The following is a 21,746-nucleotide window of genomic DNA, read 5'->3' as shown; positions in this document are numbered from 1 at the left end:
TCGTGGAAGGAACAGGCGTGAGCCAAGAGAGTGTGAACAGCTTCGGAGCCAAGGACACCCTGGAGGTCGGTGACGCGTCCTACGAGATCTTCCGGCTCGACAAGGTCGAGGGCAGCCAGACCCTCCCGTACTCCCTGAAGGTCCTGCTGGAGAACCTCCTGCGCACCGAGGACGGGGCCAACATCACCGCCGACCACATCCGGGCGCTGGGCGGCTGGGACGAGAAGGCCGACCCCGACACCGAGATCCAGTTCACGCCCGCGCGCGTGATCATGCAGGACTTCACCGGTGTGCCGTGCGTCGTCGACCTCGCCACGATGCGCGAGGCCGTCGCCGACCTGGGTGGCGACCCCACCCGCATCAACCCGCTGGCCCCCGCCGAGCTCGTCATCGACCACTCGGTGCAGATCGACTCCGCGGGCAACCCCAAGTCCTTCCAGATCAACCAGGACTTCGAGTACCAGCGCAACAACGAGCGCTACCAGTTCCTGCGCTGGGGCCAGACGGCCTTCGACGACTTCGTGGTCGTCCCCCCGGGCACCGGCATCGTCCACCAGGTCAACATCGAGCGCCTCGCCCGCGTCACCATGTCGCGGGGCGGCCAGGCCTACCCCGACACCTGCGTCGGCACCGACTCGCACACGACCATGGTCAACGGTCTCGGCGTCCTCGGCTGGGGCGTCGGCGGCATCGAGGCCGAGGCGGCCATGCTCGGCCAGCCCGTGTCGATGCTCATCCCGCGCGTCGTCGGCTTCAAGCTCACCGGCTCCATGAACGCCGGCGTCACCGCCACCGACGTCGTCCTCACCATCACCGAGATCCTGCGCAAGCACGGGGTCGTCGGCAAGTTCGTCGAGTTCTACGGCGAGGGCGTCGGCGAGCTCCCGCTGGCCAACCGCGCCACCATCGGCAACATGAGCCCCGAGTTCGGCTCCACCTGCGCGATCTTCCCGATCGACGACGTGACGCTGGACTACCTGCGCCTCACGGGGCGCGACGACGAGCAGGTCGCCCTCGTCGAGGCCTACGCCAAGCAGCAGGGCATGTGGCTCGACCCCAGCGCCGAGGCCCGCTACAGCGAGCTGGTGGAGCTGGACCTGAGCACCGTGGTGCCCTCGATCGCCGGGCCCAAGCGTCCCCAGGACCGCATCGTCCTCACCGACGCCAAGGCCGCGTTCCGCAAGGTCCTGCCGACCTATGTCAAGCACGAGGAGGGCAACGGGTCCTCGGGCGGGTCGTTCCCGGCCTCCGACGCCCCGTCCCAGACCAGCGACACCGAGAGCGGCGGCACCCAGCCGGCCAACGAGGGCAACGGGTCCTCGCGCCCCTCGCACAAGGTCTCGGTCACGACCGACAAGGGCACCTTCGACATCGACCACGGCCACGTCGCGATCGCCTCGATCACGTCCTGCACCAACACCTCCAACCCGTCGGTCATGATGGCCGCGGCCATGCTGGCCAAGAACGCCAACGAGCGCGGTCTCAAGGCCAAGCCGTGGGTCAAGACCTCCATGGCGCCGGGCTCGCAGGTCGTCACCGGCTACTACGACAAGGCCGGCATGTGGCCGCACCTCGAGGCGCTGGGCTACCACCTCGTCGGCTACGGCTGCGCCACCTGCATCGGCAACTCCGGGCCCCTCGACGACGAGATCAGCAAGGCCATCAACGACAACGACCTGTCGGTGTCGGCCGTGCTCTCGGGCAACCGCAACTTCGAGGGCCGGATCAGCCCGGACGTCAAGATGAACTACCTGGCGTCCCCGCCGCTGGTCATCGCCTACGCCCTGGCCGGGACGATGGACTTCGACTTCGAGGCCGAGGCGCTCGGTCAGGACACCGACGGCAAGGACGTCTACCTCAAGGACATCTGGCCCTCGCCGGAGGACGTCGAGCGCACGATCGCCGAGTCGATCAGCCGCGACCTGTTCGTCGACGACTACAAGGACGTCTTTGCCGGGGACGAGCGCTGGCAGGGCCTGGAGACGCCCGAGGGCAAGACCTTCGCGTGGGACCAGGACTCGACCTACGTCCGCAAGCCGAGCTACTTCGACGGCATGACCATGGAGCTCACGCCGGCCGAGGACATCTCGGGCGCGCGGGTGCTCGCCAAGCTGGGCGACTCGGTCACCACCGACCACATCAGCCCGGCCGGTTCGATCAAGGCCGACAGCCCTGCGGGCACGTACCTCGCCGAGCACGGCGTGGAGCGCAAGGACTTCAACTCCTACGGCTCGCGCCGCGGCAACCACGAGGTCATGGTGCGCGGCACCTTCGCCAACATCCGTCTCAAGAACCTCCTGCTGGACGGCGTCGAGGGCGGCTACACCCGCAACTTCCTCGACGGTGGCGAGCAGACGACGATCTACGAGGCGTCCGAGGCCTACCAGGAGGCCGGCGTCCCGCTGGTGATCCTCGGCGGCAAGGAGTACGGCTCGGGCTCGTCGCGCGACTGGGCGGCCAAGGGCACGCGCCTGCTGGGCGTCAAGGCGGTCATCACCGAGTCCTACGAGCGCATCCACCGCTCCAACCTGATCGGCATGGGCGTGCTGCCGCTGCAGTTCCCCGAGGGCGAGTCGGCCGACTCGCTGGGCCTGGACGGCACGGAGACCTTCGACATCACCGGGGTCACCGAGCTCAACGAGGGCAAGACCCCCAAGACCGTGCACGTCACGGCGTCCAAGGACGGCGGCGACACGGTCGAGTTCGACGCGGTCGTCCGGATCGACACCCCCGGCGAGCGTGAGTACTACCTCAACGACGGCATCCTGCAGTACGTCCTGCGGTCGCTCGTCACCGCCTGACGACCCAGCGTCGTCCGGCTGGTCGTGGCCCGGTTCCTCCTCGAGGGGGACCGGGCCACGGCCGTATGCCGTCCCGCGCCGTCACGCTGGGGGTCGGCAGGCGAGCCGCAGCTGCCCGAGCCCGGTGCGGGTGGCGGCGACCGCGATCCGGTCGCCGGGGCCGAACGCCTCGTCCGGCTCGTGCCAGACCCACGCGCCGCCCTCGCGCCGCACGGCGAGCAGCCGCACGTCGCCGCCCTGCGACAGCTGGGACGGCAGCACCCCCACCAGCCCGGCGTCCTCCTCGACCTGCAGCTCGGTGAGCAGGACCACCCGGCGCCCCACAGGGACGATCGTGGAGCGGGGACGCCCGAGGGCCGCCGCCACGAATGCCGGCGCGGTCAGCATGGACACCGACCGGGTCGCGCCGAGCTGCAGCCGACGCTCGACGCGGGTCGCGAGGTCGTCGTCGTAGAGCCGGGTCACGATACGCAGGTCCTCGCGGGCGGCCCTGGCCACCAGGGAGATCTCGAGGTTGACGGCGTCGTCGTCGGTCAGGGCCATGGCGGCGTCGCAGCGGTGGATGCCGGCCTCCTCGAGGGTGGAGGGGTCGCTCGCCTCGCCGATCACGACCGGCACCTTGAGGCGGCGGATCCGGTTGACGCCGTAGGCCTCCTCGTTGCGCTCGACCGCGACCACCGGGATCCCGCGCTCGCGCAGGCCCACGACCACGGCGGTGCCGATCCGGCCGAGCCCGCACACCACCACGTGGTGCCGGGGCCGCCCGCGGACGCTGCCCGTGAGGGTGGCGAGGCGCGAGCTGGTCAGGGCGTCGGTCATGACGGCCGTCAGGCCGGAGGCGAGCAGCAGGCCCATGACCTGGATGACGATCGCCGTGAACCGCACCGTCAGCTCGGCGTCGTCGGGGTCGCCGTAGCCCGTCCCCGTCGCCGTGGTGAACGCGAGGTAGAGCGAGGTGAGCCAGTCCTTGCCGGCGGTGCTGTGGAAGTAGGCCGTGCTCGCGAGGATGACGCCGAGCAGGAGCAGGAGCACGATCCGCTGGCGCCGGTCCAGCAGTCGTGCGGCGCCGCCCAGGATCCCGCGGGTGCGGACCTGCCGGCCGTGGTGGCGGCGCTGCGTGCCGATGACCACGGCCGTCGCGTCGTCCGGGCGCACGTCTGCGCTCGCGCCGTGGGCGTCCGGGAGCGGCCCGCGCACGGGGTCCCCGAGGTCGGCCAGCACCTGCCCGGCGACCGATGTGCTGGGACCCACCACCACGTCACGACCGCCGAGCCGCAGGGCCTGCACCTCCCGTCGCCGATCGCGGCCCCGATGAAGGCCGGCGCCGCCAGCTGGGCGGGGGACAGGACGGTGCAGTCGCCGAGCAGCGGGGCGAGCCGCGAGCCGAACGCCGGGTTGACGACCTCGAGCACGATGGGGACGCGCCCGTCGGCATCCTTGACCGCCAGGGCCGTCCTCGTGGAGGCCACCTCGTCCCGGCCGAGGACGATGACGGCCCGCGCCCGGTGGACGCCGGCCTCGCGCAGGACCCGCTCGTCCGTGCGGGCCGCCTCGACGACCGTGACGTCCCGGGCCCGCAGCTCCGCCACGACCATCGGGTCGGCCGTGGGCGGGACCACGACCACGGCGGCCGTGCGCGAGCGGGCCAGCTCCTCGACCACGCGGACGGTCGTGGTCTCGACCCCGACGACGACGACGTGCTGCTCCATGGTCCGCATCGTAGGGGGCGCCACCGACAGACGGCCGGCCCCGCGAGCCGTCGCCGGGACGGTCCCTCGCTGGGAACGAGCCGGGCGTTTCGCCCATTCGGGTGCTGACGTGAGGGGCGGGTCCGGCATACGGTCACGCAACCCCCAACGAAAGGCTCTGCCATGTCCCGCAGGCTCGCTCTCCCCGGTGCCCTCGCGATCGCTGCCGCCGCGGCGATCACCGCCGGTCCCGCCGCCGTCGCCACCTCCACCGTCGCCACCTCCACCGTCGCCGCCCCCACCGCGGCGAGCACCGCCGTCCAGCCGTCCGCCGCCGTGCAGGACTGCCTCGAGCTGTTCTCGGCCGCCCGCAAGAAGGACACCTCCGCGGCCGAGGAGCCGGACGTCACCCGCGGCAGCGGCGCCAAGGCCTACGGCGTGCTCGAGAGCTTCCCGCAGCTGGCCCCCGGAAGCGTGACGGTCCCCGTCGTCTTCCACGTCACGTCGGACCACGTGCTGACCGCCGCCGAGCGGGCGCGCTACGAGCGGATGATCGCGGCGCAGATGGACGTCATGAACGCGTCCTACAGCGGGCAGACCGGCGGCGCCGACACACCCTTCCGCTGGCGCCTGGCGGGCATCGACCACACCGTGAACCCGGCGTGGTACACGGTCGTCCCGGGCAAGACCGAGAAGGCCATGAAGGCCGCCCTGCACACGGGCGACTCCCGGACCCTCAACGTCTACACCGGCGACATCGGGGGCGGCCTGCTGGGCTGGGCCTACTTCCCCAAGGACTACAACAACGGGCGCGACTACCTCGACGGCGTGGTGATGCTCGACGAGTCGATGCCGGGCGGCACCGCCGGCAAGTACGCGCTCGGCGACACCCTGGTCCACGAGGCCGGGCACTGGCTCTCGCTCTACCACACCTTCCAGGGCGGCTGCACGTGGTCCAACGACTTCGTCGCCGACACCCCTGCCGAGGCGCACCCGCAGTTCGACTGCCCCGTCGGCGCCGACTCCTGCGACGCTCCCGGTCTGGACCCGATCCACAACTTCATGGATTACACGCAGGACTCCTGCATGGACAGCTTCACCGCCGGTCAGGCCAAGCGCATGAGCGACGCCTGGCAGTACTTCCGCGACCCGGCCAACGCCTGATCACGCGTCCTGCCCCGCCGACGCGGCCGGCGGGGCCGTCGAGGCCGTTGAGGGTTGCCTCAGCCCTTGACGGCCCCGCCGTTGGCGCCCCGGACGAGGTGCCGCTGGAAGACGAAGAACAGGACGGCGACCGGGATGGTCGTGATCAGGGCCGTCGCCATCTTGAGCGGGAACTGCGTCCCGGACCCCAGCCCGCCCGCGGTCAGGTCCGCCAGGCCGGTCACGAGCGTCTTGTGCTCGGGGCTGCCCGTCACCACCAGGAAGTGGCTGAACTCGTTCCACGAACCCTGGAAGGACAGGATCGTCAAGGTGATCAGCGCGGGTCGCGCCATGGGCAGGATCACCGACCAGAAGGTCCGGAAGACCGACGCGCCGTCCAGGCGGGCGGCCTCCTCGATGGTGACGGGGACGCTGTCGAAGAACTGCTTCATGATGAAGACGCCGGCCGCGTCGACCAGCAGCGGCAGGATCATCGCGGCGTAGGTGTCGTAGATGCCGAGGTACTTGACCATGAGGAACTTGGGGATGAGCAGGGCGACGCCGGGGACCGACATGACGGCCAGGACCAGGGCGAAGACCGCGCCGCGCCCGCGGAAGTGCAACCGCGACAGGGCGTAGCCGGCGAGGGAGTCGAAGAACACCCGGCCGGCCGTCACGGCCACGGTCACGACCACCGAGTTGGTCAGCCACCGCAGGACGGGCAGCTGGCTGTCGCCGCTGCCGAGCACCGCGCCCCACGCCTGGGTCGAGAGGGGGTGGGGGAGCAGCGACAGGGGGTTGGTCGAGGCGTCCGGGTCGGTCTTGAGGGACGTGGCCACCTGGATGACGAAGGGGTAGAGGTAGACCACGGCCGCCGCCACCAGCACGGCATACGCCAGGGTGCGTCGCAGGCTCATCGCCCCACCTCGTCGCGCTCGGTCATGACCCGGCGCTGCACCCAGGTGAGCAGCACGATGATCACGAAGATGATGAAGGCCATCGCGGCCCCGGTCCCGAACCGGCCCTGCTTGAAGGACTGCTCGTAGGACAGGTAGGCCGGGGTGAGCAGGGTCTTGCCGGGGGAGCCGCCGCCGGTCGCGTAGACCTGGTCGAAGACCTGCCAGGTGCCGATCAGGCCCAGCGTGACCACGAGGAAGAGCACGGACCGCAGCTGCGGGACCGTGACGTACCACAGCTTCTGCCAGCCCGTGGCGCCGTCGAGCGCGGCCGCCTCGTCGACGTCCTCGGGCAGGTCCTGCAGGGCGGCGAGGAACATCAGCATGAAGGTCCCGGTCGTGGTCCACACGGCCAGCAGGATCAGGACGAGCATCGCGACCGACGGGCTGCCGACCGAGGTCATGAAGTCGCGCCCGGTCAGGCCCTGGCCGGACAGCAGCGTCGCGTAGTTGTCCAGGCCGACCAACGGGGCGTTGGCCTGGACGAACGGGTCGCCGTTGCCGCTCCAGCGCGTGAAGGAGACGTAGAGCGCCATACCGATCGGCACGATCATGAAGGTGCCGAGGATCAGGATCATCGGCAGGGTGAAGGCCCAGCCGGCCGCGGTCTGTCCGGCGTGGATGCCAGGCCCGGACCGTCGCGACCGTCGCGGCCGTCGCTGCGTCGTGGGGCTCGTCATGGCGTCAGCCCTTGATCGCTGCCTCGGCGTTGCGCTGCATCGTCGTGAGGATGGCCTTGGGGTCACCGGTCGCCAGGGACTCGATCTGGGGCGTTGGCGTCCGCGAGCACCGCGTCGAAGCCAGGCGTGGTGGGCATTCCCTTGCCGTACTACGCCCCGGCGACGAAGGCGGCGTCCGCCGGGGTGGCCGCCTTGTACTTGGCCATCGCGGAGGTGGTCGACGGCATGACCCCGAAGGCCTTGGCGGCGCTCAGCTGCTGGGCGTCCTCGCCGAGGAACTTCACGAGGTCCACCGCGGCGGCCTGGTTCTTGCTCTTGGCGGCGATGCCCCAGCAGTTGGTGAACATCAGGGTGCCCTTGCCCTTGGGGCCGGCGGGCAGCTCGACGACCTTGACCTTGAGGTCGGGGGCGTCCTTGGCGAGCGCGCCACGGATCCAGTTGCCCTCGATCGTCATGGCGGCCTTGCCCTTGACCAGGGCCTCGCCGCCCCAGCCCGCGTCGACCTGCTTGGAGAGCTTCATGGCACCGCTGCGCAGGAGCTTCTGCGCCTCGGTGAGGCCGGCGAGGTTCTCGGGGGAGTCGGCCGTCGCGGTCTTGCCGTCCTCGGACAGCACCCAGCCCCCGGCCTGGGTCATGAAGGCACCCACGCGCTGGAACTCGGGGGAGATCACCAGCCCCGTCTGGGATCCGGTGGTCAGGCGGGTGGCGACCCGCTCGAGGCCGGCCCAGTCCTTCGGGACGTCGGCGTTCGTGAGGCCGGCCTTGGTCCAGAGCTCCTCGTTGATCACGAGGGCAAGGGTGGAGAAGTCCTTGGGCGCGCACTGGAGCTTGCCGTCGATGGTGAAGGTCTGCCGCAGCGAGGGGACGTAGTCCAGGCCCGTCAGCTGGTCGCCGTAGGCGTACAGGTTGCCGGCCTTGGTGAAGGTGCCCACCTGGGCGGGCTCGAGGTAGAACAGGTCGGCGGGGGAGCCCCCGGCGAAGCCCTTGGCCAGCTCCTCGGGCAGCTTGGCGGTGCCGGTGACCTGCACGGAGCTGCCGGTCTTGGCCGCCCACGCCTCGGTGGCCTTGCGGACGGCCCCGAGCTCGACGTCGTTGGAGACGCCGACCAGCATCCGCAGGGAGGCCAGCCCGGACTGCGCCGCGGGTGCGCTGCTGCTCGGGGCGGCGTCGAACCCGCCTCCACCGCACGCACCGAGGGCGAGGGCGGTCGTGGCCGCGAGGCTGACGAGGACGACGGTGCGGGTGGGGAGAGTCATCGTTGGCTCCTGGTGGTCCTGGACGATCGGTGGGTGGCGCTTCGTGGGTGCTCGGGGTTGGATCGTTCAAATCTGTGGATCGACGGGTATGCCGCCCACCCGCCGCGGGGCGGGGTCGGGCTCGTGGTGAGGTCGCCCTCTCGTCAGGGCCGTCTCGTGCTGCCGGCCAGGCGCAGGGTCGGGGCCAGCAGGGCTCCCTGCGCCGGCTCGTCGCCGTCGGCGAGGAGGACGTCGATCTGGGTGAGCAGGTGCTCGACGATCTCGGCCAGCGGCTGCACGACGGTGGTCAGGTCGAACATGCCGGCCGTGCTGGTCCCGTCGAAGCCGACGAGGCCGATGTCCCGGCCGGGGACGAGGCCGGCGTCGACGACGGCCTGCCGGGCGCCGAGGGCGACCATGTCCGAGACGCAGACGATCGCGTCACCCGGTTGGAGCGACCCCAGCAGGTCGGCCGCGGCGGCCTGGGCCTGCGGGAGGTCCTGCTCGGTGCGGGCCACCAGCGACTCGTCGAGGACGCCGAGATCCGCGGCGGTGTCGCGCCACCCGCTCAGGCGGTCGTCCCCGACGGCCGAGCCCTCGGGCCAGCCGAGGAAGGCCACCCGCCCGTAGCCCTGGTCGACGAGGTGACGCACCGCGGCGGTCGTGCCGGCGCGGCCGTCGACGTCGCCCCAGGCGGTGAACTCGGGGTCGTCCCAGACCCGCCCGAAGGTCGCGAAGGGGATGCCGTGCTCGTTCAGCCACTCGGGGCGCGGGTCGCCGTGGTGGGTGCCGTAGAGCACGAAGGCGTCGACCAGGTGGGCCCGCACCACGGACTCGTAGCCCGAGGTGGTGGGCGTGGGGGAGTCCGTCCCGAAGGTGACGACGTGGCAGCGGTGGCTGCGGGCGGCCAGGGAGAGCTGGGTGAGGAAGGGGTAGGCCACCTCGGCGCTGGCGGCGTCGCCGCGGGCGTCCAGCTCGAGGCCGATCGCGCCCGCCCGCTGCTCGCGCAGGGACTTGGCGGCCGAGCTGGGGCGGTAGGAGAGACGGTCGATCTCGATCTGCACCCGCTGCAGCGTCTGGGGTGCGACGCGATCCGGCCGGTTGACGGCGTTGCTCACGGTCTGCCGTGACACGTTGGCCGCCCGGGCGACGTCGTTGATCGTCGCGCGGCGGTGCCCCATGCTGCTGCTCATCGTCACCATCGACTCCTTGGACAGGCTGTGCGATCGCTGCGAGGTATCATCACCTTTGAACGATCAGAATCATCGTCACCCCGGGCAATCAGCCTGTCAACAGCGGCGCTCGGGTCTCCACGAGAGGTCGTCCCGTGCCGGAGCAGAGCCGCTTGACACCAGACGCCAGCCGCCGGCAGCCATGGCTGCACGAGCTGGAGCTGGCAGTTCACGGTAATGCCACGGCGCTGTCCGCGCGCGACGGGACGATGACCGCGCCTGGCACGGGGGTCTTCGTCGACGACCGTCGTGTCGTCTCCCACCTCAGGGTGCTGGCCGACGACCACGCCGGCGACCTGGTGATGTCCTCGAGCGTCGGGCCCGAGACCCATGTCCTCACCTCTCTGCGCCACCTCGGCACCCCCGGCCCGGACCCCACGGTCGAGCTGCGGCGCGTCCGGGCGGTGCACGACGCGGGGATGACCGAGACCATCCGCCTGACCTCACGCGCGGCCGAGACCGTCCGCACCCGCCTGGTGGTGGAGATCGGCGGGGACGGGGCCTCCCTGGGCGCGGTCAAGTCCGGCGAGCCCGCGGGCCCGCTGCTGCCCACGATGACCGCGGGGGCCCGCACCCCCGACGTGGTCCTCACCTGGTCGGACGACCGGCACCTCACGCACGTCGTGACCGAGCCGCGACCCTCCGCCGTCGAGGCGGGGGAGCCGGACCGGCCCTCGCGCATCCGCTTCGACCTCGAGGTGCCCCCGGGCCAGACCAGGTCGGTGCGGGTGTCGGTGGTCACCCAGCGCCTCGCCGCCACGGCGTTCGACGCCGACCCCGGCGCGGACCTGGTGGACTGGTCCTCGGTGCTGGTCGAGGCCGCCGACACCCGCCTCGACGTCGTGGTCAGCAGCGCGCTCGAGGACCTGCGCCAGCTGACGATGCGGGACCCCGACGCCCCGGACGACGTCTTCGCGGGTGCCGGGTCCCCGTGGTACCTCACGTTGTTCGGTCGCGACTCGATCTGGGCCGCCCGGCTGTCCCTGCCCTTCGGGACCACCCTCGCGGGGGGCACCCTGCGCACCCTGGCCCGACGCCAGGGCCGCGTGGACGACCCCACGACCGCGGAGGAGCCCGGCAAGATCCTGCACGAGGTGCGCCGCGAGCGGTACGTCGACGACGTCACCGGCCTGGCCCTGCCGTCCACCTACTACGGCACGGTGGACGCCACGTCGCTGTGGGTGTGCCTGCTGCACGACGCGTGGCGCCACGGCCTCCCCGAGGACGAGGTGCGTGACCTGCTCCCGCCCCTGCGGGCGGCCCTCGGGTGGATCGCCCGACAGGTGCAGGACAGCCCCGACGGGCTGCTCCGCTACGTCGACCGCAGCGGGACGGGGCTGGCCAACCAGGGCTGGAAGGACAGCGGCGACTCGATGCGCCGCTCCGACGGCTCCATCGCCCCCGCGCCGATCGCCCTGCTCGAGGCGCAGACCTACGCGGTCGAGGCGGCTCGCGAGGCCCGAGCGCTGCTGGAGGCCCTGGACGCCGGCACGCCGCAGGAGCTCGCGGACCTGGACCGGCTGGCCGACGCGCTGGCGACCCGGGTCCGCGAGGCCTACTGGGTGCGCGGGCCGCGGGGTCCGCACCTGGCCATGGCCCTGGACGCAGACGGGCGCCCGGTGGACGGGATCGGGTCCAACATGGGCCACGCCCTCGGCTCGGGTGCCCTCACTGCGGACGAGGCCGCCCTCGTCGCCGACACCCTGACGGGGCCTGACCTGCTCGGCCCCTACGGCATCGCCACGCTCTCGCGCAGCAACCCCGCCTACAACCCCATCGGCTACCACACGGGCTCGGTGTGGGTCCACGACACGGCTATCGGGCTCCTCGGCCTGGTGGCCGAGGGCCGCACCGAGCGGGCCGGGGACGTGGCCCGCAGCCTGGTCGCCTCGTCGGTCGCCTTCGGCTACCGATGGCCCGAGCTGTATGCCGGGGACCCGGTCCTCGGTCGCCCGGCGCCGTACCCCGCGTCCTGCCGCCCCCAGGCCTGGTCCGCAGCGTCGGCCGCCGCCGTCGTGACCGCCGTCCTCGGCCTGCGCGTCGACGTGCCCGGGCGGCACGTCGAGGTGCGGCCGCTGCCGTCGCTTCCCTTCGGCCCGCTCACCGTGCGGGGCCTGCGCTTCGGCCCGACGGCGTTCTCGGTCACGGTGGCGGCGGACGGGACGGCCACGGTGGAGGGCCTGCCCGACGACGTCACGGTGGCGACCGCCTGACGGCACAGGGCGTGGGCACAGGGAGCACGGCGTCCGGCATACGGGGTCCGGCATCCGGCATCCGGCATCCGGCACGATCGGCGGGGACGACCACGTCCCGGGCGTCCCGCCGCCGAGGGTCTGTCAGAGGCCCGCGGCACACTGGTCCCATGACCGCGCACGTCCCACCCGGCTGGCCCGGGGAGATCCCGCCGCCCGAGAGCCAGGGCTGGCGCGAGCACGCCGTCCCGTGGCTGCTCGACCAGTGTCCGGCCGACTTCCGCGGCTACGCGTCGTGGCGCCGGCACCCGCAGGCGCTGGCCTGGGTGGCGGTGCAGCACGTGGACGCCCAGCTCGCCGCGATGCGGCAGGCCTACCGCCAGGTGCGGGTGGCGCTGGGCGAGGACCTGCCCCCGGAGGCGCTCCGCGACGTCATGGCCGACCTCGAGGCGGAGGGGGTGCGCCTGCGGGCCACGGCGCGCAGCGTCCACCTCGTGCACGAGGCCATGCAGGGGCGCCGGTTCGTGCCCCGGCTCTGAGCCCGCCGCGCCCGTCCGGGACCACCCGCTGGTCTAGACTCGCAAGTCGCGTCCTCTTCCGAAGGAGTCGGATCCACTCGTGGCTCAAGGTGTGCTCTCGACCATCACCAGCCCGACGGCACTGCGTCGGCTGCCCGCCTCTCGCCTCCCCGCCCTGGCGGCGGAGATCAGGGAGTTCCTGGTCAACCAGGTGGCCAGGACGGGCGGACACCTCGGCCCCAACCTCGGGGTCGTCGAGCTGACCATCGCGCTGCACCGCGTCTTCGAGTCGCCGCACGACACGATCGTCTACGACACCGGACACATCAGCTATGTCCACAAGCTGCTGACCGGGCGGCAGGACTTCTCGGCCCTGCGCGCCCAGGGCGGGCTCTCCGGCTACCCGTCCCGCGCCGAGTCCGAGCACGACGTGGTCGAGAACTCCCACGCCTCGACCTCCCTGTCCTGGGCCGAGGGGATCGCCATCGCCCACCAGCTCACGGGCGACCGCCAGCGACACACGGTCGCCGTCATCGGCGACGGGGCCCTGACCGGCGGCATGGCCTGGGAGGCGCTCAACAACATCGCCGCCCGCAAGGACCTGCCCCTCGTCGTGGTCGTCAACGACAACGAGCGGTCCTACGCCCCCACCACGGGCGGGCTCGCCGAGCACCTGTCGACGCTGCGCACCACCCAGGGCTACGAGCGGATGCTGAGCATCGGCAAGCGCGCCATCTCGGGGGCTCCCGTGGTCGGGCGCCCCGCCTTCGAGACCCTGCACGGGATCAAGAAGGGTCTCAAGGACATCGTCGCGCCGCAGGGCCTCTTCGAGGACCTCGGCATCAAGTATGTCGGTCCGGTCGACGGGCACGACGAGCATGCCCTCGAGGTGGCGCTGCGCCAGGCCAAGGGCTACGGCTCGCCGGTGCTGGTCCACGTCCTGACCAAGAAGGGCAAGGGCTACCGCCCCGCCCGCCAGCACGCGGACGACCAGTTCCACGCGGTGGGCGTCATCAACCCCGAGACCGGCCTGCCCCTCGAGGTGTCGGGCCGCTCCTGGACCGACGACTTTTCCGACTCGTTGGTCGCCCTCGGCCAGGAGCGCGACGACGTGGTGGCCCTGACCGCCGCCATGCTCATCCCCGTCGGGCTGCGCGACTTCTCCCTCAAGTTCCCCGAGCGGGTCATCGACGTCGGCATCGCCGAGCAGCACGCCGTGACCATGGCCGCGGGTCTGGCCTACGCCGGGCTGCACCCGGTCGTGGCGATCTACTCGACTTTCCTCAACCGCGCCTTCGACCAGCTGCTCATGGACTGTGCGCTGCACCGGGCGGGCGTGACCTTCGTGCTGGATCGGGCCGGCGTGACCGGGTCGGACGGCGCGTCGCACAACGGCATGTGGGACATGACCCTGGCCAACGTCGTGCCGGGGCTGCACCTCGCGGCCCCCCGCGACGGCGAGCAGATCGACCTCGCGCTGCGCCGCGCGGTCGACATCACCGACGCCCCCTCGATCATCCGCTTCGCCAAGGGCAACCCGCCCGCGCCGATCCCCGCCCTCGAGCAGCGCGGCACCGTCGACGTCCTGCACGGCCCGGGGGAGGAGCACGTCGACACCCTCGTGGTCGCGGTGGGCTCCATGGTGCCGACCGCCCTGGGCGTGGCCACCCGGCTCGAGGACGCCGGCCGGTCCGTCCGGGTCGTCGACCCAGTGTGGGCGCTCCCGGTCAGCGACGACGTGGTGGACGAGGCTCGCCGCGCCGACCAGGTCGTCGTCATCGAGGACAACCTCGTCTCCGGCGGCGTGGGCTCCGCGATCACGCTCGCGCTGCAGCAGGCCGGCGTCACGGCGCCGGTGCGACCCTTCGGGATCCCCAAGGAGTTCCTCGACCACGCCTCCCGCGGGCAGGTGCTCGCGGCCATCGGGCTCACCCCCGACGCGATCGCCGAGACGCTGCTCGCCTGAGGACCAGCCGAGGTCTACCGACCCGGCACCCACGGGTATGCCTGTCCCATGACCCGATTCGGCTACACCCTGATGACCGAGCAGGCCGGTCCCAAGGACCTGGTCCGCTTCGCCCGCAAGGCCGAGGACGTCGGCTTCGACCTCGAGGTCGCCAGCGACCACTACTTCCCCTGGCTGAGCGCCCAGGGTCACGCGCCGTTCGTCTGGAGCGTCCTCGGTGCCGTCGCGCACGTCACCGAGCGCGTCGAGCTCATGACCTATGTGACCTGCCCGATCCTGCGCTACCACCCGGCGGTCGTGGCGCAGCAGGCGGCCACCGTCCAGATCATGGCCGACGGCCGGTTCACGCTCGGGCTGGGCTCCGGGGAGAACCTCAACGAGCACGTCGTCGGTGCGGGCTGGCCCGCGGTCTCCGCCCGCCAGGACATGCTGGCCGAGGCCATGGAGATCATCCACGAGCTGCACTCCGGCGAGCTGGTCACGTACGACGGCGAGTACTACCGCGTCGACTCGGCTCGTATCTGGGACCTGCCAGAGGAGGGCGTCGACATCGCGCTCGCCGCGGGCGGCCCCAAGGCGCTGGAGCGCTGCGCGGCCTTCGCCGACCACCTCGTCGCGACAGAGCCGGACCCCGACCTGATCGCGGCGTGGGACGACCTGCCGGGCAAGCCGAGCATCGGCGCCGGCGCCCGGGCCATCGGGCAGATCCCCATCAGCTGGGACCCCAGCAAGGACGCCGCCGTCGAGCGCGCCCACGAGCAGTTCCGGTGGTTCGCGGGCGGGTGGGACGTCAATGCCGACCTGCCGACCACGGCGGGCTTCGCCGGCGCCACGCAGTTCGTGAGGCCCGAGGACGTCGCCGAGAGCATCCCCTGCGGACCTGACCTCGACGCCATCGTCGAGAGCGTGCGCCCCTACTGGGAGGCGGGGTTCACCGACGTCGCGCTCGTCCAGATCGGCGGCGACACCCAGGACGCGTTCCTGGAGCAGGCCGCCGGACCGCTGCTGGAGCGGCTGCGGGAGGCCTCCCGTGGCTGACCTGCGACCTGGCGTCCTCTTCGACGTCGACGGCACCCTGCTCGACACCAACTACCTGCACACCCTCGCCTGGTGGCGGGCGCTGCGCGCGACCGGCCACGACGAGATCACCATGCAGCAGTGCCACTCGGCCATCGGCATCGCCAGCGCGGGGCTGGTCCGCCACCTCACCGGCGGCGAGGACGAGGAGGCCGTGGACCGGCACAGCGAGGAGTACGAGCCCCTCAAGGCCGACCTCACCGCCTTCCCCCGCGCCGCGGACCTGCTGCGCGCCTGCCACGACGCCGGGCTCCTGGTCGTGCTCGCGACGAGCGGCCAGGAGGGTGACCTCGACTGGATGGTCCCGGCGATCGGCGTCTCGGAGGACGTCCTCGCGGGTGCCACGACCAGCGGCGACGTCGAGGAGGCGAAGCCCGAGCCGGACCTCCTGACGGTGGCGGTCGAGCGCTACGGCCTCGACCCGGAGCAGACGGTCGTCGTCGGGGACACCGTGTGGGACGTCGCGGCGGCCGAGCGCGCCGGCCTGTGGTCGATCATGGTCACCTGCGGCGGGATCGGCCGGGCCGAGCTGCTCGAGGCCGGGGCCGACGAGGTGTATGACGACCCCGCCGACCTGCTGGCCCACCTCGACTCGTCCCTGCTGGGGCAGGTGGCGCGGGCGGTGCCCGACGACGTGGCCGGACGCTCCCAGCGCCAGGCCTCCGACCGCTGCGGTCAGACCTGAGGTCAGTCGAGGCCGTGCCGGTCCAGCAGGTGCTGCACGTCGGGGTCCTGCCCGCGGAACCTGCGGTAGACCTCGGTGACGTCCAGCGACCCGCCGCGGGCCAGCAGCTCGCGCCGGAAGCGCTCGCCGGTCTCGCGCGAGAGGCCGCCGTTCGCCTCGAACCACGCCACGGTGTCCGCGTCGTAGACCTCGGACCACATGTAGGAGTAGTAGCTGGCGGCGTACCCGCTCGCGAAGACGTGCGAGAAGTAGGTGGACCGGTAGCGCGGCGGGACCAGGTCGAAGGCCATGCCGGCCTGCTCGAGCGCCGCCCGCTCGAAGGCCTCCACCTCGTCGACGGACGACGGGAGCCGGTCCAGCGGGGTCTGGTGCCAGGCCTGGTCGAGCAGCATCGCGGCATACGACTCGGTCATCTCGTAGCCCTGGTCGAAGTGCCGGGCGTCGAGCAGGGTCGTGATCCACGCCGCGGGCATCGGCTCGCCGGTCTCGTGGTGCACGGCGTAGCGCGCGAGCAGCTGAGGGTCCCAGGCCCAGATCTCGTTGACCTGGCTCGGGAACTCGACGAAGTCCTGCGGGGTCGCGGTGCCCGACCGCGACGGGTAGCGCACGTCGGACAGGAGCCCGTGCAGGTCGTGCCCGAACTCGTGGAACAGCGTGATCACCTCGTCCCAGGACATCAGCGTGGGACGGCCGGGGGCGGGCCGGGACAGGTTGCACGTGTTGGTGACCACCGGGCGGTGCCCGAGCAGGGTGCTCTGGTCCAGCAGCGAGGTCATCCAGGCGCCACCCTGCTTGCCGGGCCGGGTCCACGGGTCCAGGACCACGGCACCCAGCACCGCGCCGTCCGGCTCGCGCACCTCGTAGACCCGGGCGTCCGCCGTGTAGCCCACGAGCTCCGGCTGCTCGTGGAAGGTGATGCCGTAGAGCGCGGTGGCCGCCGCGAAGACGCCCTCGTGGAGGACGCGCTCGAGCTCGAGGTAGGGGCGCAGGAGGCTCTCGTCCAGCGAGTAGCGTTCGCCGCGGACGAGGTTCGCGACATACGCCCAGTCCCAGGGCTCGAGCACGGCGCCCGGCTCGATCTCCTGCAGCCGCTCCTGCAGGACCTCGGCCTCGGCGCGGGCGTTGCGGACCGCGGCCGGCCCCACCCGGGTGAGGATCTGCATGACCGCCTCGGTCGACCCCGCGCAGCCGTCGGAGGCGACGTAGGCCGCGTAGTGCTCGTGGCCGAGCAGGGCGGCCTTCTCCGCCCGCAGCCGCGCCGTCCGCACGACGAGCTCCCGCGTGTCGTGCTCGCCCTCGAGCCCCCTGCCCACCGAGGCGTGGTGCAGCTCCTCGCGCAGCGACCGGTCGGCGAGCACGGCGAGCCGGGGCTGCCCGGTGGTGTTGACGAGCTCGACCAGCCAGCCGTCGAGACCCCGCGCCTCGGCGGCGGCGCGGGCACCCTCGAGGTCGGCCTCGTCGAGGCCCGCCAGCCGGTCCTGGTCGGTCACGTGCACGGCGGCGGCGTTGCGTCCGGCCACGGCGCGCTCGTTGAACTCGGCCGCCAGCGTGGCGAGCTCGGCGTTGATCGCCCGCAGCCGGGACTGCCCCGCCTCGTCGAGGGCGATGCCGCCCCGCTCGTAGCCCCGGACGGCCTCATGGAGCAGCCACGCCGTCTCCTCGTCCAGCGTCATGTCGCCGGCGTCCACCCGCGCCCGCAGGGCGAGGAGCCGGTCGTAGAGCCGGCGGTCGAGCATGATCGCGTCCCCGTGGGCCGCCAGGAGCGGGGCCAGCTCGGCGCGGATGGCGTCCCGGCGCGCATTGGTGTCGGCCGCCGCCACGGGCCAGAAGGCGTCCATCGATCGGCGCAGGGTCTGTCCGGAGCGTTCCCAGGCCTCGACGACGTTCTCGACGGTCGGCGCCGACGGGTCGGTGGCGACGGCGTCCAGCTCGCGCAGCTGCTCGGCCATGCCCTCGAGGATCGCCTCGCGGTAGTCCTCGTCCTGGAGGTCCGGGTAGGGCGGCAGGTGGTGGGGGAGGGCCGAGGGCGAGAGCAGGGGGTTGGTGCGCGTCATGCCTCGTAGTCAATCCCATCCCCGGGGTCCGTGTCGCCGGGCCCGCGCACTAGCGTGGTGGGTGCGCCCGCATTGACGGCGCCTATGCACCACATGCACACAAACGATCGACTCTGACTTTCGTTTCCGGGTCGATTCATATAGGTTCTATATCGGCAGTTCCCACCAGCACCGTAGCCAAGGAGCACGCATGAACCTCATGAACACCAAGATCCTCCCGTTCTCCACGACCGCCTTCAAGAGCGGCGAGTTCGTCGACGTGAGCGAGAAGGACGTCCTCGGCAAGTGGGCCATCTTCTTCTTCTACCCGGCGGACTTCACCTTCGTGTGCCCGACCGAGCTCGGTGACGTCGCGGACCACTACGAGGAGCTGCAGAAGCTCGGCGTCGAGGTCTTCTCCGTGTCCACCGACACGCACTTCGTGCACAAGGCCTGGCACGACACGTCCGACACGATCGGCAAGATCGACTACTACATGCTCGGCGACGCCAACGGCGTGATCACCAACAACTTCCAGAACATGCGCGAGGGCGCCGGCCTCGCCGACCGCGCCACCTTCCTGGTGGACCCGGAGGGCACCATCCAGTTCATGGAGGTCACGGCCGAGGGCATCGGTCGCAACGCGACCGAGCTGCTGCGCAAGGTCAAGGCCGCCCAGTACGTCGCCGCCCACCCGGGCGAGGTCTGCCCCGCCAAGTGGGAAGAGGGCGAGGCCATCCTCACCCCCGGCCTGGACCTCGTCGGCAAGATCTGACCTCACCTCGGGAGTCTCCCGAGCAGGTCGTATGGCGAGCCCACCCGCTCGCCGACGCACCACCACGTGCCGCGGCGGGTGGCCGGACCCCGGTCACCCGCCGCCGCCGTCCGGCCCACCCCAACCCCGCGCATCTACCCCACCTGACCTCACCTCGGCGCCGCGCAGCACCTGCGTCGCGCGCCCACCCCGCCGCCGTCTCGTCATACGCGATCCAAGGAGTGTCCCGTGCCCGTGCTCGACGCCGCCATGACCACCCAGGTCAAGTCCCTGCTCGTCAACGTCAAGGAGCCGATCGAGCTGGTCGCGTCCCTCGACGACCGACCCAAGGCCGGCGACATGCGTCAGCTCCTCGAGGAGATCGCGGCGCTGTCGGACCTGGTCAGCCTGCGCACGGACGGCACCTCGAGCCGTCGTCCGTCCTTCCGCATCGAGCGCGCGGGCACCGACGTGGGCGTCGAGTTTGCGGGCATCCCGCTCGGCCACGAGTTCACGTCGCTCGTCCTGGCGCTGCTGCAGGTGGGCGGGCACCCGATCAAGGAGGACGCCGAGACCATCGAGCAGGTCGCGGCGATCGACGGCGACTTCGAGTTCGTGACCTACATGTCGCTGTCCTGCCAGAACTGCCCCACGGTGGTCCAGGCCCTCAACGCCATGTCCGTCATCAACCCCCGGATCAAGCACACCGCCGTCGAGGGCTCGCTCTTCCAGGACGAGATCGAGGAGCACGGCATCAAGGCCGTCCCCACCGTCTACGTCAACGGCGAGCTGTTCGACTCCGGCCGCATGACGATGGCCGACATCCTCGGCCGGATCGACGCGGGCGCGGTGGACCGGGCGACCGAGAAGCTCAACGGCAAGGAGCCCTACGAGGTCCTCGTCGTCGGCTCCGGCCCGGCCGGCGCCGCCGCCTCCATCTACACCGCCCGCAAGGGGATCCGCACCGGCCTGGTCGGCGAGCGGTTCGGCGGGCAGGTGCTCGACACGATGGCGATCGAGAACTTCGTGTCCGTGTCCTACACCGAGGGTCCGCGCTTCGCGGACGCGCTCAGGGAGCACGTCGGCCAGTACGACGTCGACGTGGTCTCCGGCCCGGCGGCCACCGAGCTCGTGCCTGCCGACACCGAGGGTGGCTACCACACGGTGAAGTTCGGCGACGCCTCCCTGCAGGCCCGCTCCGTCGTGCTCGCCACCGGGGCGCGCTGGCGCCACATGGGCGTGCCCGGCGAGGAGGAGTACCGCAACAAGGGCGTGACCTTCTGCCCGCACTGCGACGGCCCGCTGTTCAAGGGCAAGCGCATCGCCGTCATCGGCGGCGGCAACTCCGGCGTGGAGGCCGCGATCGACCTGGCCGGCGTCGTCGGCCACGTCACCCTGATCGAGTTCCTCGACGAGATGCGCGCCGACCAGGTCCTGCAGGACAAGCTGCACAGCCTGCCCAACGTCGACGTCATCCTGTCCGCCCGGACCACCGAGGTCGTCGGCGACGGCAAGCAGGTCACGGGTCTGCGCTACGAGGACCGCGCGTCCGGCGAGGCCAAGGAGCTGCAGCTCGAGGGGATCTTCGTCCAGATCGGCCTGCTGCCCAACACCGAGTGGCTCAAGGGCGCGGTCGAGCTGACCGAGCGCGGCGAGCTGGTCGTGGACGCGATGGGCCGCACGTCGGTCCCGGGCGTCCTCGGCGCCGGGGACTGCACCAACGTCCCCTACAAGCAGATCGTCGTGGCGCAGGGCGCCGGAGCGACGGCCGCGCTGTCCGCCTTCGACCACCTGATCCGCACCTCGGCCCCGTCCCCGGCGATGGCCTGACGGGTCCCCCGTGAACCTGAGAGACCTGGAGTACCTCGTCGCCCTGGCGGACCACCGGCACTTCGGCCGGGCGGCCGCTGCGGCATACGTCAGCCAACCCACCCTGTCCACCCAGCTCAAGAAGCTCGAGACCGAGCTCGGCGTGGACCTCGTCGAGCGCGGCACCCGCCAGGTGCTGCTGACGGGCGCGGGGGAGCGCGTGGTCGAGCGGGCCAGGTCGATCCTGGGGCAGGCCCAGGACATCCGCGACATCGCCCGCTCCGCCTTGGACCCCCGGGCGGGGCGGCTGCGGCTGGGGTTCTTCCCCACGCTGGGGCCCTACCTGCTGCCCCACGTGGTGCCGGCGCTCCGCGAGCGGCTGCCGGACGCCGAGCTGCTGCTCACCGAGGCCAAGACCGGTGAGCTGCGCGAGCAGCTGCTGGCGGGCACGCTGGACGCCGCTCTCATCGCTTTGCCGGTCGTGGACGACGCCCTGCACGTGCGGCCGTTGTTCCGTGAGGACTTCCTGCTCGCGGTGCCCGCCGACCACGAGCTGGCGGGCGAGACCGGGAGGCTGCCCGCCGAGCGGCTCGCCGGCGAGGACCTCCTCCTGCTGGCGGAGGGTCACTGCCTGCGGGACCAGGCGCTGGACGTCTGCCAGACCGCCGGGGCCCGGGAGCAGTCCGGCTTCCAGGCCACCAGCCTGGAGACACTGCGCCACATGGTCGCCGCAGGCGTCGGCACCACCCTGCTGCCGCGCCTGGCCGTGTCGCCGCCGAGCCGCAACCCGGACGGGGTCGTGCTGCGCGAGTTCGTGGGGGCGGCGCCGCACCGCGACATCGCGATGGTCTGGCGGCGCAGCAGCGTGCAGGCGCCCCTCCTCGACGAGGTGGCCGAGGTGCTGGGCCGCCTGCCGGCCGGGCTCGTCACCCCGCTCTGACGCGCGGCTGCGGGTCGGTCCAGCCGTCCGCGCTGCC

16 protein-coding genes and 1 pseudogene are annotated in these 21,746 nt (G+C 71.9%); 10 read left to right on the top strand and 7 right to left on the bottom strand.

The window, feature by feature from the left end; translation table 11 throughout:
* The first annotated feature begins 17 nt into the window (after nt 1–17).
* On the top strand, nt 18–2,801 hold the full coding sequence (gene acnA, locus B4E97_RS03840; protein ID WP_034250891.1) for an aconitate hydratase AcnA: 2,784 nt from the start codon (nt 18–20) through the stop codon (nt 2,799–2,801).
* An 81-nt stretch (nt 2,802–2,882) separates the two neighbouring features.
* Here acnA and B4E97_RS03835 read toward each other — a convergent pair whose 3' ends face one another.
* A complete protein-coding gene (locus B4E97_RS03835) occupies nt 2,883–4,088 on the bottom strand; it encodes a potassium channel family protein (protein ID WP_286958752.1) in 1,206 nt (401 codons plus the stop codon).
* A 98-nt stretch (nt 4,089–4,186) separates the two neighbouring features.
* Nucleotides 4,187–4,510, bottom strand: a pseudogene (locus B4E97_RS19095) (NAD-binding protein); the annotation flags it as partial.
* Between the two features lie 162 nt (nt 4,511–4,672).
* On the opposite strand from B4E97_RS19095, the gene B4E97_RS03830 reads away from it, so the two are divergent.
* Nucleotides 4,673–5,653, top strand: coding sequence for a zinc metalloprotease (locus tag B4E97_RS03830; RefSeq protein ID WP_286958751.1), 981 nt, complete (start codon nt 4,673–4,675; stop codon nt 5,651–5,653).
* A 59-nt stretch (nt 5,654–5,712) separates the two neighbouring features.
* Here B4E97_RS03830 and B4E97_RS03825 read toward each other — a convergent pair whose 3' ends face one another.
* From B4E97_RS03825 to B4E97_RS03810, 4 genes are all read right to left on the bottom strand, one after another.
* Complete coding sequence (locus tag B4E97_RS03825) at nt 5,713–6,549, bottom strand: carbohydrate ABC transporter permease (protein WP_029210031.1); 837 nt, start codon at nt 6,547–6,549, stop codon at nt 5,713–5,715.
* Nucleotides 6,546–7,268: a carbohydrate ABC transporter permease gene (locus B4E97_RS03820; protein ID WP_286958750.1), complete on the bottom strand. Its 723-nt coding sequence runs from the start codon at nt 7,266–7,268 to the stop codon at nt 6,546–6,548. Before B4E97_RS03820 ends, B4E97_RS03825 begins: the two co-directional genes overlap by 4 nt.
* 149 nt (nt 7,269–7,417) lie before the next feature.
* Nucleotides 7,418–8,524, bottom strand: a complete 1,107-nt coding sequence (locus B4E97_RS03815; RefSeq protein WP_313534806.1) for an extracellular solute-binding protein — start codon at nt 8,522–8,524, stop codon at nt 7,418–7,420.
* Nucleotides 8,525–8,667: 143 nt separating this feature from the next.
* Nucleotides 8,668–9,696, bottom strand: coding sequence for a LacI family DNA-binding transcriptional regulator (locus tag B4E97_RS03810; protein ID WP_286958749.1), 1,029 nt, complete (start codon nt 9,694–9,696; stop codon nt 8,668–8,670).
* A 152-nt stretch (nt 9,697–9,848) separates the two neighbouring features.
* Here B4E97_RS03810 and B4E97_RS03805 point away from each other — a divergent pair, with 152 nt between their 5' ends.
* The 5 genes from B4E97_RS03805 to B4E97_RS03785 all read left to right on the top strand — a co-directional run bounded on the left by B4E97_RS03805 (nt 9,849) and on the right by B4E97_RS03785 (nt 16,173).
* The gene (locus B4E97_RS03805; protein ID WP_286958748.1) at nt 9,849–11,948 is read left to right on the top strand and encodes a glycogen debranching N-terminal domain-containing protein; all 2,100 of its coding nucleotides are present in this window, start codon (nt 9,849–9,851) and stop codon (nt 11,946–11,948) included.
* Between the two features lie 149 nt (nt 11,949–12,097).
* Nucleotides 12,098–12,466 (top strand): hypothetical protein, encoded by a 369-nt coding sequence (locus tag B4E97_RS03800; RefSeq protein WP_286956012.1) that lies wholly within the window; start codon nt 12,098–12,100, stop codon nt 12,464–12,466.
* Between the two features lie 91 nt (nt 12,467–12,557).
* Nucleotides 12,558–14,411 (top strand): 1-deoxy-D-xylulose-5-phosphate synthase, encoded by a 1,854-nt coding sequence (gene dxs / locus B4E97_RS03795; protein ID WP_019284769.1) that lies wholly within the window; start codon nt 12,558–12,560, stop codon nt 14,409–14,411.
* 48 nt (nt 14,412–14,459) lie between these two features.
* Nucleotides 14,460–15,449 (top strand): LLM class F420-dependent oxidoreductase, encoded by a 990-nt coding sequence (locus B4E97_RS03790; protein WP_019284770.1) that lies wholly within the window; start codon nt 14,460–14,462, stop codon nt 15,447–15,449.
* Nucleotides 15,442–16,173 (top strand): HAD family hydrolase, encoded by a 732-nt coding sequence (locus B4E97_RS03785; RefSeq protein ID WP_286958747.1) that lies wholly within the window; start codon nt 15,442–15,444, stop codon nt 16,171–16,173. Before B4E97_RS03790 ends, B4E97_RS03785 begins: the two co-directional genes overlap by 8 nt.
* A 2-nt stretch (nt 16,174–16,175) precedes the next feature.
* On the opposite strand, the gene B4E97_RS03780 is transcribed toward B4E97_RS03785, so the two are convergent.
* Nucleotides 16,176–18,227, bottom strand: a complete 2,052-nt coding sequence (locus B4E97_RS03780) for a M3 family metallopeptidase (protein WP_019284773.1) — start codon at nt 18,225–18,227, stop codon at nt 16,176–16,178.
* Nucleotides 18,228–18,417: 190 nt separating this feature from the next.
* Between B4E97_RS03780 and ahpC the strand changes: the two genes are divergently transcribed.
* From ahpC to B4E97_RS03765, 3 genes are all read left to right on the top strand, one after another.
* The gene (ahpC, locus tag B4E97_RS03775; protein WP_019284774.1) at nt 18,418–18,981 is read left to right on the top strand and encodes an alkyl hydroperoxide reductase subunit C; all 564 of its coding nucleotides are present in this window, start codon (nt 18,418–18,420) and stop codon (nt 18,979–18,981) included.
* 234 nt (nt 18,982–19,215) lie between these two features.
* Entirely contained in the window at nt 19,216–20,790 is a 1,575-nt protein-coding gene (ahpF, locus tag B4E97_RS03770) for an alkyl hydroperoxide reductase subunit F (RefSeq protein WP_286958774.1), read from the top strand.
* A gap of 10 nt (nt 20,791–20,800) precedes the next feature.
* Complete coding sequence (locus B4E97_RS03765) at nt 20,801–21,709, top strand: LysR substrate-binding domain-containing protein (protein WP_286958746.1); 909 nt, start codon at nt 20,801–20,803, stop codon at nt 21,707–21,709.
* The last annotated feature ends 37 nt before the right edge of the window (nt 21,710–21,746 follow it).

This window comes from Arsenicicoccus sp. UBA7492 (assembly GCF_002479615.1).
GTDB classification, from domain to species: domain Bacteria; phylum Actinomycetota; class Actinomycetes; order Actinomycetales; family Dermatophilaceae; genus Arsenicicoccus; species Arsenicicoccus bolidensis.
This window is presented reverse-complemented; position numbering and strand designations above follow the sequence as displayed.